Origin of the sequence: Cellulosimicrobium sp. ES-005 (assembly GCF_040448685.1) — a bacterium.
Lineage (GTDB): Bacteria > Actinomycetota > Actinomycetes > Actinomycetales > Cellulomonadaceae > Cellulosimicrobium > Cellulosimicrobium cellulans_G.
In genome coordinates, this window is record NZ_CP159290.1 from 336633 (window position 1) to 354257 (window position 17625).

The 17625-nt window shown below is 74.6% G+C and carries 18 protein-coding genes and 1 riboswitch; of the genes, 8 read left to right on the forward strand and 10 right to left on the reverse strand.

Annotation, left to right across the window (positions count from 1 at the left end):
• Positions 1-88 precede the first annotated feature (88 nt).
• On the reverse strand, positions 89-1339 hold the full coding sequence (locus tag ABRQ22_RS01460) for an acyl-CoA dehydrogenase family protein (RefSeq protein WP_353708323.1): 1251 nt from the start codon (positions 1337-1339) through the stop codon (positions 89-91).
• A 196-nt stretch (positions 1340-1535) separates the two neighbouring features.
• Here ABRQ22_RS01460 and ABRQ22_RS01465 point away from each other — a divergent pair, with 196 nt between their 5' ends.
• Positions 1536-1883 (forward strand): VOC family protein, encoded by a 348-nt coding sequence (locus ABRQ22_RS01465; protein ID WP_353708324.1) that lies wholly within the window; start codon positions 1536-1538, stop codon positions 1881-1883.
• Positions 1884-1892: 9 nt separating this feature from the next.
• Positions 1893-2564, forward strand: a complete 672-nt coding sequence (locus ABRQ22_RS01470) for a hypothetical protein (RefSeq protein WP_353708325.1) — start codon at positions 1893-1895, stop codon at positions 2562-2564.
• 31 nt (positions 2565-2595) lie between these two features.
• Here the strand turns inward: ABRQ22_RS01470 and pnuC are convergent, their stop codons facing one another.
• Positions 2596-3294, reverse strand: a complete 699-nt coding sequence (pnuC, locus tag ABRQ22_RS01475; protein ID WP_353708326.1) for a nicotinamide riboside transporter PnuC — start codon at positions 3292-3294, stop codon at positions 2596-2598.
• 149 nt (positions 3295-3443) lie between these two features.
• Positions 3444-3569: riboswitch (FMN riboswitch) on the reverse strand.
• A gap of 148 nt (positions 3570-3717) precedes the next feature.
• On the reverse strand, positions 3718-4476 hold the full coding sequence (locus tag ABRQ22_RS01480) for a TetR/AcrR family transcriptional regulator (protein WP_253054054.1): 759 nt from the start codon (positions 4474-4476) through the stop codon (positions 3718-3720).
• Between the two features lie 294 nt (positions 4477-4770).
• Between ABRQ22_RS01480 and ABRQ22_RS01485 the strand changes: the two genes are divergently transcribed.
• Positions 4771-6294: a 3' terminal RNA ribose 2'-O-methyltransferase Hen1 gene (locus tag ABRQ22_RS01485; protein WP_353708327.1), complete on the forward strand. Its 1524-nt coding sequence runs from the start codon at positions 4771-4773 to the stop codon at positions 6292-6294.
• On the forward strand, positions 6291-9005 hold the full coding sequence (locus ABRQ22_RS01490; protein ID WP_353708328.1) for a polynucleotide kinase-phosphatase: 2715 nt from the start codon (positions 6291-6293) through the stop codon (positions 9003-9005). Before ABRQ22_RS01485 ends, ABRQ22_RS01490 begins: the two co-directional genes overlap by 4 nt.
• Before the next feature lie 30 nt (positions 9006-9035).
• On the opposite strand, the gene ABRQ22_RS01495 is transcribed toward ABRQ22_RS01490, so the two are convergent.
• From ABRQ22_RS01495 to ABRQ22_RS01510, 4 genes are all read right to left on the reverse strand, one after another.
• Positions 9036-9299 carry a hypothetical protein gene (locus ABRQ22_RS01495; protein ID WP_353708329.1) on the reverse strand — a complete coding sequence of 88 codons (264 nt, stop codon included), beginning with the start codon at positions 9297-9299 and terminating at the stop codon, positions 9036-9038.
• Positions 9300-9434: 135 nt separating this feature from the next.
• A complete protein-coding gene (locus ABRQ22_RS01500; RefSeq protein ID WP_353708330.1) occupies positions 9435-10073 on the reverse strand; it encodes a hypothetical protein in 639 nt (212 codons plus the stop codon).
• Between the two features lie 151 nt (positions 10074-10224).
• A complete protein-coding gene (locus ABRQ22_RS01505; protein WP_353708331.1) occupies positions 10225-10506 on the reverse strand; it encodes a hypothetical protein in 282 nt (93 codons plus the stop codon).
• Positions 10503-11141 carry a TetR/AcrR family transcriptional regulator gene (locus ABRQ22_RS01510; RefSeq protein ID WP_353708332.1) on the reverse strand — a complete coding sequence of 213 codons (639 nt, stop codon included), beginning with the start codon at positions 11139-11141 and terminating at the stop codon, positions 10503-10505. Before ABRQ22_RS01510 ends, ABRQ22_RS01505 begins: the two co-directional genes overlap by 4 nt.
• A 151-nt stretch (positions 11142-11292) precedes the next feature.
• Between ABRQ22_RS01510 and ABRQ22_RS01515 the strand changes: the two genes are divergently transcribed.
• Both ABRQ22_RS01515 and ABRQ22_RS01520 read left to right on the forward strand, forming a co-directional pair.
• On the forward strand, positions 11293-13182 hold the full coding sequence (locus ABRQ22_RS01515; RefSeq protein WP_353708333.1) for an ABC transporter ATP-binding protein: 1890 nt from the start codon (positions 11293-11295) through the stop codon (positions 13180-13182).
• Between the two features lie 99 nt (positions 13183-13281).
• Complete coding sequence (locus ABRQ22_RS01520) at positions 13282-13881, forward strand: dihydrofolate reductase family protein (protein ID WP_253054040.1); 600 nt, start codon at positions 13282-13284, stop codon at positions 13879-13881.
• Between the two features lie 25 nt (positions 13882-13906).
• On the opposite strand, the gene ABRQ22_RS01525 is transcribed toward ABRQ22_RS01520, so the two are convergent.
• From ABRQ22_RS01525 to ABRQ22_RS01535, 3 genes are all read right to left on the reverse strand, one after another.
• Positions 13907-14107, reverse strand: a complete 201-nt coding sequence (locus ABRQ22_RS01525; RefSeq protein ID WP_353708334.1) for a DUF2510 domain-containing protein — start codon at positions 14105-14107, stop codon at positions 13907-13909.
• Positions 14108-14278: 171 nt separating this feature from the next.
• Positions 14279-15172 carry an LLM class flavin-dependent oxidoreductase gene (locus ABRQ22_RS01530; RefSeq protein WP_353708335.1) on the reverse strand — a complete coding sequence of 298 codons (894 nt, stop codon included), beginning with the start codon at positions 15170-15172 and terminating at the stop codon, positions 14279-14281.
• Between the two features lie 10 nt (positions 15173-15182).
• On the reverse strand, positions 15183-15629 hold the full coding sequence (locus ABRQ22_RS01535) for a hypothetical protein (RefSeq protein ID WP_353708336.1): 447 nt from the start codon (positions 15627-15629) through the stop codon (positions 15183-15185).
• Between the two features lie 49 nt (positions 15630-15678).
• Here ABRQ22_RS01535 and ABRQ22_RS01540 point away from each other — a divergent pair, with 49 nt between their 5' ends.
• Positions 15679-15978: a Dabb family protein gene (locus tag ABRQ22_RS01540; protein ID WP_253054032.1), complete on the forward strand. Its 300-nt coding sequence runs from the start codon at positions 15679-15681 to the stop codon at positions 15976-15978.
• Positions 15979-16136: 158 nt separating this feature from the next.
• On the forward strand, positions 16137-17060 hold the full coding sequence (locus ABRQ22_RS01545) for an LLM class F420-dependent oxidoreductase (RefSeq protein ID WP_353709481.1): 924 nt from the start codon (positions 16137-16139) through the stop codon (positions 17058-17060).
• Positions 17061-17625 lie beyond the last annotated feature (565 nt).

Sequence of the window (17625 nt, forward strand, 5' to 3'; positions counted from 1 at the left end):
GACGGGGCGAACAGGAAGGAGCCCCGGCGCCGCGAGGAGGGGCGAGCGGCGCCGGGGAGCAGGGGGAGGGCGTGCGCCCTCGGGACCGTCAGACGAACGCGGAGACGCCCGTGATGTCGCGCCCGACGATGAGCGCCTGGACCGACTCGGTGCCCTCGTACGTGTGCAGGGCCTCGATGTCGGCGAAGTGCCGCGCGACGCGGTTCTGGAGCAGGATCCCGTTGCCGCCGAGGAGGTCGCGCGCGCTCGCCGCGACCTCGCGGGCCCCGCGCGTGCACGTGTACTTAGCGAGCGACGCCTGCGGGCCGGTGAGCGTCCCCGCCTCGTCGAGGCGCGTCATCTGCGCGACGAGGAGCTGGAGCTGCGTGATCGTCGAGAGCATCTTGGTGAGGCGCTCCTGGACCATCTGGTTCGCGGCGAGCGGGCGCCCGAACTGGACGCGCTGCGTCGCGTACGCGACCGCGGCCTCGTAGCAGGCCACCGCGTGCCCGACGGCGGCCCACGCCACACCGAGGCGCGTCGCGAAGAGCACGCGCGAGGTGTCCTTGAACGACCGCGCGCCGGGCAGGGCGTTCTCGGCGGGGACGAACACGTCGTCGAGCACGACGTGCGCCTGCCAGATCGCGCGGAGCGACACCTTGCCGGTGATCGTCGTGCCCGTGTAGCCGGGGGTGTCCTGCGGCACGACGAACCCGTGGACCTGGTTGTCGGCTCCGTCCTCGGCGTCGCCGACGAGGCGCGCCCACACGACCGTGATGTGCCCCGACGACCCGTTGCCGATCCACTTCTTCTCGCCGTTCAGCACGTAGCCCTCGACGCCGTCGCGCGTCTCCTTGCGCGCCGTCGTCTCGAGCGAGACGGAGTCCGAGCCGTGGGTGGGCTCGGTGAGCGCGAACGCGCCGAGGATCTCCCCGCGCGCCATGGGCTCGGCGTACCTCGCCCGCTGCTCGTCGGAGCCGAGCATCTGGATGCTGCGCAGCGCGAGACCGCCCTGGACGCCGCAGATCGTCGCGACGGAGCCGTCGCCGCGCGACATCTCCATCGCGGCGAGGCCCGCGCCGAGCAGGCTCACGCGCGGGCGGCCCTCGACGTCGACGCCGTCGCGCAGCAGGTCGAGCTCGCCCATGCGCTTGACGAGGTCGAACGGGACCTCGGCGCGCTCCCAGTAGTCGTCGATGACCGGGAGCACCTCGTCCTGGACGAACTGCCGGACGCGCTGCTGGTGGGCGCGGTCCTCCTCGGTCGCGTCGGCGAACGCGCCGGCGTAGTCGAGGTCGAGCGGGGTCGCGAGGTCGTAGGTGGGCTCGGTGACTCCGGGCATGATCGGGGTGGTAGGCATCGGTGCTCCCCTGGGAGGGCGGCTGGGGTCGGTCGTGCGCGACCGGCTCCGGCGCGGGTTCCCGGGTGCGGGCCCGGCGTCGGCGGCGGTCTCTCCCATAGTGCAGCGATACCCGGTATCAGTCAATCTGAGACGGCGTATCGCACCGGATCCACGGCGCCGTGCGATCTCGCGACCTCCGTCCTACCGTCGAGAGATGGCACTCGACCTGTTCGTGACGATGCACGTGCGCGACCACGACCCCGCGCGCGACTGGTACGTGCGCCTGCTCGGGTCGGACCCGACGTTCGTCGCGACGCCCACCGAGTCCGTGTGGGAGCTCGCCGAGCACCGGTGGCTCGTCGTCGAGCAGGTGCCCGAGCTCGCCGGCCACGGCGTCGTCACGGTGTTCCGCGACGACGTCGACGCGTTCCTCGCCGCGGCGTCGGGCCGGGGCATCGAGCCGGACCGCCGCGAGACCTACGACGGCGGGGTCGTGAAGACCGTGTTCCGCGACCCCGACGGCAACGAGATCGGGCTCAGCGGCGCGCTCCCGTCGTCGTAGGGTGCGCGCGTGACGACGACGGCCGACCGGGTGACCTGGGACGACGACGCCTCCGCGGGCGCGTGGATCGCGCCGCGCCTCGGGGAGTTCGGCCCGCGCGTCGACGGCACGGTCCCGCGCGGCTACGCGGCGTACGCGTGCGTCCCGCACCCGGGCTGGGACGACGACGTCACGCTCGCGACGCAGACCGACGCCCTGGCCGCGGCGCTCGCGCCCTTCACCGGCGACCAGCCCGTGCACCTCGCCCTGTGGACGGGCCACGCGTTCCTCTACGACCACGGCACCGACCCGCGCGCGAGCTCGGGGGTCGCGCCGCTCGTCGGGTGGCCCGAGGACGAGCAGCGGCCGACACCCGAGGAGATCGAGCGCGCGGTCGCCGAGGCGTGGGAGCAGCTCGCGCCGACGCTCGTCGAGCGCCCGGCCGCCCCGATGCTCCTGCTCCCGCACCGCGAGTACCACCTGTGGACGGGGACGCTCGCCGACGCCGGCGCGTTCCGCGACCACGAGCAGCCGCCCAACCTGTGGTGGCCGGAGGACCGGTCGTGGTTCGTCGGGACGGAGATCGACGCCGCCGCGACCTACGTGGGCGGGAGCGACGCGCTCGTCGAGGCGCTGTGCACGGACCCGGCGCTGCGTGCGAGCCGCGCCGCGCCGTCGGACCGGATGCTGTTCGAGGACTGACCCGCGGCTGCCCCGGCCGCAGGCACCCGGGTCAGGCGGGCGCGCCCGCCGCCTCGGCCTCGGCCGTCGCGCGCCGGTTGACGCGCCACCACACGAAGAACCCGACGAGCGTGAACGCGCCGTAGAACACGTACATGAACGCGGACGCGTAGAACCCGGCCGAGACGAGCAGCGGCACGCCCACGACGTCCACCGCGACCCAGATCAGCCAGAACTCGACCCAGCCCTTGGCCATGCCGTACGTCGCGAGCAGCGAGCCCATGAAGATCCACGCGTCGGCCCAGACGGGCTCGTACGACTCGAGCGCCCGGAACAGGGGCGTGAGCAGCGCCGTCCCGCCGACGAGCGCGACGAGGAGGAACGCGCGCTGGCGCCACGACGCCCAGCGCGGCACGACGGCGACGCCGTGGCTGTCGGCGTCGGTCTCGCCGAGCCGGGCCTGGGTCCGGCGCCACTGCACCCACCCGTACACCGACACGACGACGAACATGACCTGCCGCCCGGCCTGGCCGAGCAGGTTGACGGGGTTGGGCGTCGCGAAGACCGCGCCGAGGAACACCGTGAGCAGCAGCAGGTTGCCGACGATGCCCACCGGCCACGCCCACACCTTGCGCCGCATGCCGCCCAGCGCCGACGCCAGGCCGAACCCGTTGCCCACGATCTCGCGCCACAGCAGGTGCTGGTCGCCGATCGTCAGCTGCGCGTCGAACAGCGCGTGGATCAGGTCCATCGGATGTCCTCGTCCTCCCGGGCACGCGTGCTCCGGGGTGAGGGCGGGCGGCGGGGCCGGGCCACGAGGGCCCGACGGCGTCGCTCACCACGGCGAGGCCGAGACCCGTCGCGCGGGCTCGCGAGAGCCCGGCCGAGGACGGCCGCGCCGCACGTGCTTCCTCCCATCCGGACTGTCACCGTCGGTCCTGGAGTTCCACCAGGTCAACCGCGCGTGGGCGCGGGTCGCGGACTGTCACCGCCGGCTCGGAATTGCACCGACCCCGGAGCACGTTCGTGCGTACTGCGTTCTGCAACCGCTGATGCTACCGGCGCATTCCCCGACGCCGCGCCGACCGGTCACTCGATACGCGACATCGGCACATCCGACCGAGGTCGGCAGTCGCGATGACCGAACTCGGCAGAAGCTGCCGATCTCAGCTGGTCACGCGAGCGCGTCGCGGACGGCGCGCGCGACGTCGTCCGCGACGCCCTGCGCGTCCGCGTCGGCGTCCACCACGGTTACGACGACGCGGCGCGCCGTGGGCGTGCCGTCCCCGCTGCGCTCCTGGGCGGCGCCGTCGGGCGCGGCGTACCGGCCGACGGCGGCGCGGCGCAGGTCCGCGAACGCCTCCTCGAGCTGGGGGCGCAGGTCCTGGTCGGGGGAGCGCAGCCACCGGCGCAGGAGCGCGTTGTGGACGGCGACGACCGACGCGGCGAACGCGATGGACGCGGTCGACCGGCGCTCGTCCGGCGGGAGCGCGTCGCGCAGGTATGCGGTGAAGGCGCGCTCGTAGCGGTGCGTCGTGACGAGCTCGCGGTCGCGCAGCGCCGGCACCTGCTGGAGGAGCTGCCACCGCGCGAGCGACGTCTCCCGCTGCCCGACGTGGTGGTCGAACACGAGCCGCGCCGCGCGGCAGACCTCGACGTACGGGTCGACGGCGGGGTCCGGCGTGAGCCGGCCCTCCGCGTCGGGCACGGGCCGCGTCGCGGCGAGCATGACGACGACCTCGTCGAGCAGGAGCTCGTGGTCCGCGAAGACCACGTCCTCCTTGGAGCCGTAGCGGCGGAAGAAGGTGGCGCGGCTGACCTGGGCGGCGTCGGCGATCTCCTCGACGGTCGTCTGCTCGTACCCCTTGCGGGTGAAGAGCTCGATCGCTGCGTCGACGGCCTGGGCGTGGGTGCGGCTGCGGACGTCGGTCATGCACCGGACGGTACACCGGTCCCGCTCGCGCGCCCCTTCCGGCCGAGCGCCGGCGCTCCCTGCGGTCGTCCCCCGGGCCCGAAGGCCCGCACTCGGCAGTGGCGACCACGTGCGGCCGCCGGCTGGACGTTGGCCGGGCGCGTGCCGTGGGCAGCGGCGCCCGTGGTTCGACGGTAGACCTCCGGAGCGTCCGCGTCGATGGGCGGAGGGGCTGAAAACGGTGGCCGTCCACAGGCTGCGTGGCCGTCCACAATCCCGGTGCCCTGCCCGGCGTCGGATGACACCATGGCGCCCATGCTCGTGACCCTCGCCGCGACGGCGTCCCCGGGGACGCTCGACGACGCCACCGACCTCGGGTTCCTGCTGCACAAGCACCCGGACCGTGCCCAGGTGTTCGACCTGCCCGTGGGCCGCGCGCACGTGTTCTACCCCGAGGCGACGGCGGCGCGGTGCGAGGTCGCGCTGCTGCTCGAGGTCGACCCGGTCGGGATCGTGCGGAACAAGCGCTTCGGTAGCGGCGACGCCTTCGCCCTCGCGCAGTACGTCAACGACCGGCCGTACGCCGCGTCGTCGATGGTCGCCGTCGCGCTGGGCAAGGTGTTCGCGACGGCCATGGCGGGGCGGTGCGACGCCCGGCCCGGGCTGCCCGACGTCGAGCTCCCGCTGGAGCTGCACGTCCCGTCCCTGCCCTGCCGCGGTGGGCCCGACCTGGCGCGCCGGCTCTTCGAGCCGCTGGGCTGGCACGTGACGGCGACCGCGGAGCCGCTCGACCCGGCCGTCCCGGCGTGGGGCGCCTCGCGGTACGTCGACCTGCGCCTGCGCGGCACGCGACGGCTCGCCGACGCGCTCGCGCAGCTCTACGTGCTGCTGCCCGTGCTCGACGACGCGAAGCACTACTGGGTGTCCACGGACGAGGTGGACAAGCTCGTGCGCGCGGGCGGCGGCTGGCTCGCCGACCACCCCGAGCGCGCGCGGATCCTGCGCCGCTACCTCGCGCACCAGCGCCGCTACGTCGAGGACGCGACGGCGCGCCTCGCCGCGCTCGACGGCGCCGCACCCGCGGACGTGGCCGAGCCCGACGGCGAGGTCTCGCCCGACGGCGCGACGTCACCCGGGGCGGACGTGCCGGAGCCGCCGCTCGCCCGGCAGCGCGCGGACGCGGTGCTCGGGGTGCTGCACGAGGTCGGCGCGCGGACCGTCGTCGACCTCGGCTGCGGCGAGGGCATGCTCCTGCGCCGGCTCGCCGCCGACCGGACGTTCACGCGCGTCCTCGGCACCGACGTCTCCGCGCGCGAGCTCGAGCGCGCGGCCGCCCGGCTGCGCCTGCACGACGCGAGCGACGCCGAGCGCGAGCGCGTGCGCCTGCTCCAGTCGTCCCTCACGTACACCGACGACAGGCTCACGGGGTTCGACGCCGCGGTCCTCATGGAGGTCGTCGAGCACGTCGACCCGTCGCGCCTCGGCGCGCTGGCGCACGCGGTGCTGGGGCACGCGCGGCCGCGCACCGTCGTCGTCACGACCCCCAACGCGGAGTACAACGTGCACTACCCGAACCTGCTCGACGGGCCGGGCGGGAGCCGGGTGCGGCACCCCGACCACCGGTTCGAGTGGACGCGCGCCGAGCTGCGCGCGTGGGCGGGCGCCGCCGCGGAGCGGTACGGGTACGCGGTCGAGCACCGCGACGTCGGACCGCTCGCGCCGGACGTCGGGGCGCCCACGCAGCTGGTGGTCCTCACGCTCGTGCCGGAGGGGGCCGTCGTGCACGACGCGCCGACCGCGGCAGGAGCCGACACGCGCGAGGGGGAGGAGGCCCGATGAGCGAGCGGACGAGCGAGCCCGCGGCCGAGAACACGACGGAGCACGCGGCCGAGAGCGCGGGAGCGACGCGCGACCTGCGCCTCCCCGCGTCGAGCCTCGTGGTGCTCGTCGGCGTCTCCGGCTCGGGGAAGTCGACGTTCGCGCGCGAGCACTTCGGCCCGTACGAGACGGTGTCGTCGGACGTGTGCCGCGGCCTCGTGTCGAACGACGAGAACGACCAGGCGGCCACGAAGGCCGCCTTCGAGGTGCTCGAGACCATCGTGTCGAAGCGGCTCGACGCGAACCTGCTCACCGTCGTCGACGCGACGAACGTGCAGCGCGAGGCCCGCAAGACCCTCGTCGCCCTCGCGCGCGCCCACGACGTGCTGCCCGTCGCGATCGTCCTCGACGTGCCCGAGAAGGTCGCGGTCGAGCGCAACGCGGCGCGTGCTGACCGCGGGTTCGGCGCGCACGTCGTGACGCGGCAGCGCGCGGCGCTGCGGTCGTCGCTCAAGAGCCTGCAGCGCGAGGGGTTCCGCACCGTGCACGTGCTGCGCGGGGAGGAGGAGGTCGCGGCCGCGCGGGTCGTGCGCACGCCGCTGCTCACCGACCGTCGCGACGAGCACGGCCCGTTCGACGCGATCGGCGACGTGCACGGCTGTCTCGACGAGCTCGTGGCGCTCCTCGGCGAGCTGGGGTACGCCGTCGTGCGCGACGACGTGGGCCGGCCCGTCGACGCCGCGCACCCCGCGGGCCGGCGCGCGATCTTCCTTGGGGACCTCGTCGACCGCGGTCCCGACTCCCCGGGCGTGCTCCGCCTCGCGATGGGCATGGTCCGGGCGGGCCACGCGCTCGCGGTGCCGGGCAACCACGAGCACAAGCTCGTGCGCGCGCTCGGCGGGCGCGACGTCAAGGTCTCCCACGGCCTCGAGACGACGCTCGCGCAGCTCGCCGAGGAGCCCGAGGAGTTCCGGCGCGAGGTCGCGGAGTTCTGCCGCGACCTCGTCTCCCACCTCGTGCTCGACGACGGGCGCCTCGTGGTCGCGCACGCGGGACTCAAGGAGTCCTACCAGGGCCGGGCGTCCGGGCGGGTGCGGAGCTTCGCGCTCTACGGCGACACCACGGGCGAGACCGACGAGTTCGGCCTGCCCGTGCGCTACCCGTGGGCCGACGACTACCGCGGTCGCGCCATGGTCCTCTACGGGCACACGCCGACGCCCGAGGCCGAGTGGGTCAACAACACGATGTGCCTCGACACGGGGTGCGTGTTCGGCGGGAGGCTGTCCGCGCTGCGCTGCCCGGAGAAGGAGGTGGTGCAGGTCCCGGCCGCGCGCGAGTACTACGCGCCCGCGCGCCCGTTCCTGCCGGAGGACTCGGACGGCGCGCCGGTGCGCGAGCCCGACCTGCTCTCCGTCGCCGACGTGCTCGGGCGGCGCGCCGTCGAGACCGCGACGCACGGGCGCGTGACCGTCGGCGAGGAGCAGGCGGCGGGGGCGCTGGAGGTCATGAGCCGGTTCGCCGTCGACCCGCGGCTGCTGCTGTACCTGCCGCCGACCATGAGCCCGGTCGCGACCTCGACCCTGCCCGGTCTGCTCGAGCACCCCGACGGCGCGTTCGCCGCGTACGCGCGCGACGGCGTCGACCGGGTCGTGTGCGAGGAGAAGCACATGGGGTCGCGCGCGGTGCTGCTCGTCGCGCGCGACTCGGGGTCGGCGGACGGGTCGCGCGTCGTCGCGGAGCGGTTCGGGGTCGACGCGCCCGGCGCGGTGCACACCCGCACCGGGCGGTCGTTCTTCGACGAGCCGACGACGGCGCTGCTGCTCGGGCGCGTCGCCGCGGCCCTCGACGCGGCCGGGACGTGGGACGCTCTCGGCGCCGACTGGGTGCTGCTCGACGCCGAGGTGCTGCCGTGGTCGCTCAAGGCCGACCAGCTCCTGCGCGACCAGTACGCGAGCGTCGGGGCGGCCGCACGGGCGGTCATGCCCGCGGCCCTGGCGGCCCTCGCCGCGGCGGAGGCACGGGGAGCCGACGTGGGCGACCTCCGGCGACGGACCGCGCGGCGGTCGACCGACGCCGGGCTGTTCGTCGAGTCGTACCGGCGCTACCGCTGGGACACGGGCGTGGCCGTGGACGGCGACGCCGCGCCCGACCCGCTGCGCGGCGTGCAGGTCGCGCCGTTCCAGGTGCTCGCGAGCGGGACGTCCGCGCGAGCCGGGTCCGCGGAGTCGGCCGGCACGACGTACGCCGAGCGCGACCACCTGTGGCACCTCGACGTCGCGGACCGGCTCGTCGCGGCGGACCCGGCGCTGTTCCGCACGACGCGGCGCGTCGTCGTCGACCTTGCCGACGAGACCTCGCGCGCCGAGGGGACGGCCTGGTGGGAGGAGCTCACGGCGGCCGGCGGCGAGGGCATGGTGGTCAAGCCGGCCGCCAACCTCGTGCGGCGCCGGGGCGCTCCCGGGAAGGGCGGCGGGCTCGTGCAGCCGGGGCTCAAGGTCCGCGGCCGGGAGTACCTGCGCATCATCTACGGCCCCGAGTACACCGAGGAGCGCAACCTCGAACGGCTGCGCGAGCGGTCGCTCGGGCGCAAGCGGTCCCTCGCACTGCGGGAGTACGCGCTCGGCCTCGAGGCGCTCGACCGGGTGGCTCGCGGTGAGCCGACCTGGCGCGTCCACGAGCCGGTGTTCGCGGTGCTGGCGCTGGAGTCGGAGCCCGTCGACCCGCGACTGTGACGGCGACGACGGCGGGAGGCGTGCGGGGCGTCAGCCGCCCATGAAGGCGTTCATCGCGAGGACGGAGAAGAGGACCGCGGCGCCGAGCACCGCGACCGCGACGAGCCAGCCGTTCGCCCGCTCGACCGGCGGGACGGCCGGGCGCTGCGCGGGGTCGGCCTCGCGCCGTCGGGCACCGCGACGCGCCGTGAAGCGCAGGCCGCGCGCGGCCGCACGGGCGGAGGGCTGCCGGGGCGACGGCTCGGGGAGCTGCTCGGGGGACGCAGCGTCCCGGGCAGGAGTCGGGGTCGTCACGGACGGAGCACCTCCGGAGGTCTCCGGCGCCGCTGCCCGACGCCGTGCCGCCAGTCTTCCCGTCGACCCGTCCCCGGCGCGTCGCCCGTCCGGTGGATCCTGCGGTCCACCGGGTGCGACCTCCGGATGACCCGCCTACCCGGAGAACCGCTCCGAGGCGCCGTCCGGCGGGTCGAGGCGCGCGGGGAGCGCCTGGATGTCGTCGAGATCGAGGGGCGCGTGGTCGGGGAGGGACGGGATGCTCCCCGGAGGCACTCGTGCCGGCAGGGACTGGATACCGTCGAGGTCCGGGGGCACGGGGGCGCGGTCGGGCAGGGAGCGGACGGGACCGATGCCGTCGGGCACTGGCGCGGGCAGCGCCACGATGTCGTCGAGGTCCGGCCGAGCGAGAGGCTGGGGAGAAGGACCCTTGTCGGGGTCGAAGGGTGCGCAGACCTCGAGCTCGAACGGGGACGCAAAGCCGACGCGAAGGATCGACGGGAGCGCCCACCCGTCCGAGGGGCCGGTCGGTGCGCTCGAGGACTCCTGCTGGGCGGCGTTGTGGCGAAGGGTCGTCGAGAGGTGGTCGACGACGAGCGCCGCGGCGCTCAGGCGGGGTGCGAGCTCCTCAGCCCACGACGTGCGGAAGGCGTCGCCGTCCGGACCCGACCAGGACGTGGCGCGCACGGCCGTGTCGAGCACGTGGCGGGCGTCCTCGAGCAGTCCGCGGGCGTCTGTCGCGCGCGCGGCGAGGTTGCGCAGCTCGGAGGGACTGCTTCCCCAGAATCCTGACATCGGGCGTCCTTCGTCGTGTCCTCGAGCGAGCGTGGTCGCCGTCGACGCTAGCCGGACCGGCGAGCACGCACGATGGGGAGACCTCCCCCCGTGCCCTGAGCCCACCGAGGTCCGGGACCGGTCCGGAGTCGGCTCGCACACGGCTCGGACCTCAGCGCGGCGCGTTCTCCTGGTAGCGGGGTCGGCCGCCGCGCGCGGCGCGCTGGAGGTAGCGGACCTCGCGCAGCGCGACGGCGGCGGCGACGAGGAGCGGGAACCACGCCCAGACGCGGCCGCGCAGCACGAGGACGAGGCACACGAGCGCGACGGCGATCCCGCCGAAGACCGTCCCCACGCTCGCCCAGCGCACGCCCGTGCGCACCTCGTCGGCACGCTGCCACCAGCGCCGCAGGCGCTCGCCGAGGCCGGGTCGCGGGGTCGGGGCCGTGCTCACGGGCGGGCCTCGCGGGCGAGCGCCACGCCCTCGATGCTGCGCACGGCCATGCGCAGCGCGTCGGCCCGCGTCGCCTCGCCCTCGTCGTGCATCGCCCACGCGTTGAAGAGCATCCACCAGAGCGTGCGGACGAGCCACGCGACGCTGAGCTGGTCGTCGAACACGCCGTCCGCCTGGCCGCGGCGCAGGAGGTCGCGCACCGGCTCCTCGACCGCGTCGGACTCCGCCCAGAACTCGGGCTCGCCGCCGGACAGCTCGTTGAACAGCACCATGTACCAGGGGCCGAGGTCGAAGTACTCGAACGCGAGGCGGCGCAGCGCGGACGCGGGGGCGCCGTCGTCGAGGCGGGCCGCGGTGATCGCGGCGCGCGTGCGCTCGACGGCCTCGGTCCCGATCGCCTCGACGAGGTCGGCCCGCTCGGGGAAGTAGCGGTGCAGCGTCGTGCGCCCCACCTGCGCGGCCTGGGCGACGTCGCCGAGCGACGCGGACTTGTCCGTGCTGAGCACGGCGACCGCGGCGTCGAGGATCGCGCGCCGCGTGCGCGCGCGCGTGCCGCTCTCCGCGGGCGCGCCGTCGCGCGCCGCTGCGAGGGCCGGCGCGGTGGTGGCGTCCCGCGCGCTGGTTCGTGCCGTCACGCGGCCCACGATAGCCCTCCGCGCAGTGGAACACCTCTTGCCACGAGTGGAACAGGAATGTTCCACTAGTGGTCACGCCAGTTCCGCTCCCATGTCCCGCCCGCGTCAACCACAGTTGACACGAGAGAGGATGTCAACCATGGTTGACACCATGTCCACGACTGACGCCACCGGCTCGCCGACCACGACGCCCGCCACGCCCGACACGCCCACCGGCCCGTTCCTCCCGCGGCTCAAGGTGCTCGGGGAGTTCGTCCGACCGCACCGCCGCACGCTCCTGCTCGGCCTCGTCCTGGGGCTGGGCACCACCGCCGCGGCGCTCGCGACGCCGATGGTCACCAAGTGGGTGCTCGACACCCTCGGGACGGGGGAGTCGCTGACCCCGGCCGTCCTCACGCTCGTCGGGCTGCTCGTCGTGGGCCTCGTGCTCGGGCTGTGGCAGTGGATCCTGCTCGGCACGCTCGCCGAGCGGGTCGTGCTCGACGCGCGGTCGTCCATGGTCCGGCGCTACTTCCGCGCGCGGATCGGTGCGCTCACCGGGCGCCCGACCGGCGAGCTCGTCACGCGCGTCACGTCCGACACCGTGCTGCTGCGGGAGGCCGCGTCGTCGAGCATCGTCAACCTCGTCAACTTCGCCGTGTCCCTCGTCGGGACGATCGTCCTCATGGGCGTGCTCGACATCGTGCTGCTCGGCACGACGCTCGGCGCGATCGTCGTCATCGCGGTGCTCGTCGGCGCGCTCATGCCGCGGATCGCGAAGGCGCAGGAGAAGGCGCAGGAGTCGCTCGGCAGCCTCGGCGGCACGCTCGAGGGCGGCCTCCGCGCGATCCGCACCATCAAGGCCAGCCGCGCCGAGGGGCGCCAGATCGAGCGGGTGCTCGACGACGCGCAGGCGTCCGCGCGGCACAGCGTCCGGGCCGTGCGGACCGAGGCGGTCGCGTGGACCATCGCGGGCGGCGGGATCCAGCTCGCGATCATCGTCATCCTCGCGCTCGGCGCGTGGCGCGTCGACGAGGGGCTGCTCGCGGTGTCGAGCCTCGTCGCGTTCCTCCTCTACGCGTTCCAGATCGTCGAGCCCGTCACCGGCCTCACCATGAACGTCACGCAGCTCCAGGCCGGCATCGCCGCCGCGGGACGCATCAGCGAGGTCCAGTCGATCGAGCCGGAGGAGGACGACGACGTCGCTCGGCCGGCCCGGGCGGGCGCCGCGGCGCTGGACCCGGCCGCCGCGGAGGCGACTCGGGAGGCCGTGGCGGGCGCGACGTCGGGCACGGACGGGACCGCTGCCGGGACGCCGCGCCTCTCCCTGCGGGGCGTCACGGCGCGCTACCTGCCCGGCGGCGAGCCCGTCGTCCGCGACCTCGACCTCGACGTGCCCCACCGGGGGCAGGTCGCGATCGTCGGGCCGTCGGGCGCGGGCAAGACCACGACGTTCTCCCTGCTGCTGCGGTTCCTCCAGCCCGAGTCCGGGCAGATCCTCCTCGACGGCGTGCCCTACGACGACCTCACGTTCGACGACGTCCGGCGCCGCTTCGCGTACGTCGAGCAGGAGACGCCCGTCGTGCCGGGGACGATCCGCGAGAACCTCCTCCTCTCCGACCCCGGTGCGACCGACGAGGCCATGTGGGCCGCGCTCGCGAAGGTCCGGCTCGAGGCCAAGGTGCGCTCGCTCGCCGAGGGCCTCGACACGTCCCTCGTCGGGACGACCGTCTCGGGCGGCGAGCGGCAGCGCGTCGCCCTCGCGCGCGCCGTCCTGCACGCGCCCGACGTCCTGCTGCTCGACGAGGCGACGGCGCAGGTCGACGGGCTCACCGAGGCCGCCGTGCACGCCGTCATTGAGGACCTCGCGCGCGACCGCGCCGTCGTGACGATCGCGCACCGCCTGTCGACCGTGATCGACGCCGACCTCATCCTCGTCATGGAGGACGGACGCGTCCGCGCCCGCGGGACGCACGCCGAGCTCCTCGCGACCGACGAGCTCTACCGCGAGCTCGTCGCCGCCCTGCGCATCGCGACCGAGGAGGCCGCCACGTCGAGATAGCGGGTGCGATGAGTTCCGGGTGCGCGCGCGGTCGGAGGTGGCGTCAGGTGTGGACGACGGCGGTCAAGGCTCGTGCCGACCGCGGAGGGTGAGGGCGGCATGGGGAACGTGACGTGCGACGTGGCGGTGTCGGTGGACGGGTTCTCGTCCCGGCCCGACCAGACGGTGGAGCACCCGTTCGGCGAGGGCGTGGACCTGCACCGGTGGATGTTCGAGACGGCAGACGAGAACCGTGCGGAGCTCGACGCGATCCTCGCCGCCGGTGCGTACGTCATGGGCCGCAACATGTTCACCCCGGGCCGCGGCGAGTGGGACCTCGACTGGCGCGGGTGGTGGGGTCCGGAGCCGCCGTACCACGGGCCCGTGTTCGTGCTCACGCACCACCCGCGCGAACCGCTCGTCATGGAGGGCGGGACGACGTTCTTCTTCGTGACCGACGGCATCGAGTCCGCCGTCGCGCAGGCGCGGGAGGCCGCGGGCGACCGGGACGTCTCCGTCGCCGGCGGCGCCGCGACCATCAACCAGGCGCTCTCGGCCGGGCTCCTCGACGAGCTCCGGCTGCACGTCGTGCCGCAGGTCCTCGGGCACGGGGACCGCGTGCTCGACGGCGTCCCGCCCCTCGCGCTCGAGACCGTCGCCGTGCGCGCCGCGTCGCTCGTCACGCACGTCACGTACCGGGTGCTGGGGCCGCTCGGCTGACGGCCCGTGTCGGGGTCGCGGTGCCTCAGTCGAGCACGGCGAGCAGGAGCGGCGCCGCGACGACGAGCACGACGACCGCCCCGACGACGAGGACGCGCCGCCACAGCCCGGCGCCCTCCGCCGCGCGGCGGGTCCGGGTGCGGTCGGTCCACGCCGCGCCGTCGTACCAGCGCTCGCTGCCCGACCCCGGTGCGTCCGGGTACCACCCCGCCGGTGCCTTGCGCATGTCGCCTCCTCGCGTCACGGACCGTGAGCCCCTCCGTACGGACCTGTGTCACAGCAGCCCCACCTCTTTCACGCAGCAGAGGCCGGCGAGGTTCCCTCCGGCCGCGGATCACCGTTCCCGCGGCGCCGTGGCCCGACGGCGGTGGCTCGCTCCGGGGCGGGATCCGAACGGTCAGAGACCGGCGACCTGGGCCGCTCCGTCGGTCGCGATCTGCTCGAAGACGCGCTGGTCGGCGGCGAACTGCGTGCCGGGGATCGGCCGGTGGACGACGATCTCCGTGATCCCCGCCTCCGCGTACCCGCGCGCGGTCTCGACGAACGCGTCGACCGACGCGAGCGCGGGGTCGGGCGTGAAGCCGGTGAGCAGGATCCGCTCGACCGACGCCGCGTCGCGACCGGCATCGGCGCACGCGGCCTCCAGCCGCTCCACCTGGTCGCGGACCGCCGCGCGGGACTGCTCCGGGGTCGCGTCGTCGCCCAGACGGCCGTCGCCCGTCGTCACCCACGCCTGGCCGTAGCGCGCGGCGAGCCGCAGGCCGCGCGGGCCGGTCGCGGCGATGGCGAACGGCACGCGCGGGGACTGCACCGGACCGGGGATGGTCCGCGCCTCGTGCGCGCGGTAGTGGCCCTCGTCGTGCGTGACGGCGGGCTCGGTGAGCAGCCGGTCCAGCAGGACCGTGAAGTCGCGCAGACGGTCCGCCCGCTCGCGCGCGGACCACGGCTCTCCGCCGAGCACCGCCGCGTCGAAGCCGGTCGTGCCTGCGCCGAGACCGACCGTGATCCGGCCGCCCGACAGGTCGTCCAGCGTCATGACGTCCTTCGCGAACGTCACCGGCTCACGGAAGTTCGGCGACGACACGAGCGTGCCCAGGCGTACCCGCTCCGTCGCGCCCGCCGCGGCGGCGAGCGTCGGGACGGCGCCGAACCACGGCCCGTCGCGGAACGTCCGCCACGACAGGTGGTCGTACGTGTAGGCGGCGTGGAACCCGAGGTCGTCGGCCTCGCGCCACACGTCGCGGCCCTCACTCCACGGGTAGATCGGCAGGATCACGGTGCTCACGCGCATGGTCGCCAGCCTAGGGACACAGGCCGAGGCTGTCCGTCCGTGCGCTGTAGCGGAGGAACGGCGACGTGGTTCCCTCGGTGCAGAGGTCGACGTCCGTGGCGAGCGCGCGGCCCGTCTCGACGAGGAACCGGCAGACGACGTCGAACGTGGCCTGGTCATGGATCTCCCGGGCGTCGACGTCGAAAGCGATCTCGTCTCCGGGCCACAGGAACAGGTTCACCGACACCGTCGCGTCGGGATGAACGACGAGCGTTGGGGGCTCCCCGTCCTCGGTCGGGCGAAGACCGTCGGCATCCATCGGCCGACCGTCCTGTTCGACCCTCCAACCGAGCGCCTGGTACCGCAGAAGGAGGAGAGCGGGGTCGGCTCCTGTCGTCCCGTGCACCAATCCGTCCGGCAGGCGTCCTTCGACGCTCTCGTCGAAGTGCCCGGAGACCTCGCGCCAGCGGATCCGCATGCCGCGAGACTAGCGGGCGCCGATCCTGGGCCCCGTCTACGGTGTCGGTGTGATCCAGCACACCGTCGCCTTCCGCCTCGTCCACCCCGCCGGCAGCGCCGAGGAGGCCGAGTTCCTCGGCACCGCGCGCCGCACGCTCACCGCGATCCCGGGGGTGCGGGACTTCACGGTCTCGCGCCAGGTGAGCGCCAAGAGCCCGCTGACGTTCCAGTTCTCCATGGTGTTCGACGACGACGCCGCGTACGCCGCGTACGACGCCCACCCGGACCACCGCGGGTTCGTCGCCGACCGCTGGGTGCCCGAGGTCGCGGAGTTCCAGGAGCTCGACCTCGTCCCGCTCGCCGACTGACTGCATCGCCGCCCGGTGCCTTCGCCGAGGTAGAACATCGCGTCGCGAGGTAGAGCTCGGCGCGTTCTACCTCGCGACCGGACGTTCTACCTCGCGGGACGGGGGCTCCTGCGGGCGGGGGCAGTCGCCCGGTGTGGCAGGGTGACGGCATGACCCAGATCGACCTGCGCATCTTCACCGAGCCCCAGCAGGGCGCCTCCTACGACGACCTCCTCGCGGTCGCGAAGGCCACCGAGGACCTCGGGTTCGACGCCTTCTTCCGCTCCGACCACTACCTCGTCATGGGCGACGGCGACGGGCTGCCCGGCCCGACCGACGCGTGGACGACGCTCGCCGGCCTGGCCCGCGAGACGAGCCGCATCCGGCTCGGCACGCTCGTGTCGTCGGCGACGTTCCGCCACCCGGGCGTGCTGGCGATCCAGGTCGCGCAGGTCGACCAGATGTCGGGCGGTCGCGTGGAGCTCGGGCTCGGCGCGGGCTGGTTCGCGCGCGAGCACGAGGCGTACGGCATCCCGTTCCCGGAGAAGCGGTTCGGGATCCTCGAGGAGCAGCTCGCGGTGATCACCGGGCTGTGGGAGACGCCGGTCGGGGAGACGTTCTCGTTCAGCGGCGAGCACTACACGCTCACCGACTCCCCGGCCCTGCCGAAGCCCGCGCAGGAGCACGTCCCGGTGATCGTCGGCGGCCACGGTCCCCGGCGCACCCCGGCGCTCGCGGCCCGGTACGCGAGCGAGTTCAACGCGGCGTTCCCCGACCCGGGCGTCCTGCCCGACCGGTTCGAGAACGTGCGCGCCGCGTGCCTTGACGCCGACCGTGACCCCGACTCGCTCGTGTACTCGGCGGCGTTCGTCGTCGCGGTGGGCAAGGACGAGGCGGAGTTCCGCCGTCGGGCCGACGCGATCGGGCGCGAGCCCGACGAGGTGCGCCGCAACGGCCTGGCCGGGACGGTCTCCGAGGTCGCGGACAAGATCGCCGCCGCGGCCGAGCAGGGCGCGACGCGCTTCTACCTCCAGGTGCTCGACCTGCACGACCTCGACCACCTCGACCTCATCGCGTCTGAGGTCGTGCCGCAGCTGCCCTGACCGTCCGTGCCCGCGTCGCGACGTCAGGCTCGTCGCGACGTGGGCATCGTCGACGGCGACCGCGACCGCGACCGCGGCCGGTGCCGTCCGCCCGCCGCAGGCGTCCACCCGTCGGACGCCCGGCGCGCCGGCGCCGTGAATTCTCCGTTTCCGCCCGTGAACGACTCGTTTCCGGCTCGTGCGGGTCGCCGCCGGGTGAGCGCTCACCCGGTCGCGTACGACGGCGTCCGACCGGGTCGGGAACGGCACCGCACCAACGATCCGGCGCACCTCGACGACGTGGCGCCGCCCGCGGCCCGGCCCGTTCACATCTGACCTGGGGCGGAAGAGAGGCCGTCGCGTCACCCCGCACGACCCGTGACAAGCCCGCCCGGCACCGCTACGTTCGGCGCAGACGACGAGGTGGCCCGCTGGTGCGGGCCACCTCGACCCGTCTCGGCCCGCGCTCGACCGGCTCGGCCGCACCGCACGTCCCGCACGGCACCGCACCGCACGTCCCGCACGGCACCGCACCACGTCACGACACGCACCACGTCACGACGCCGACGACGTCGCCGCACCCGGG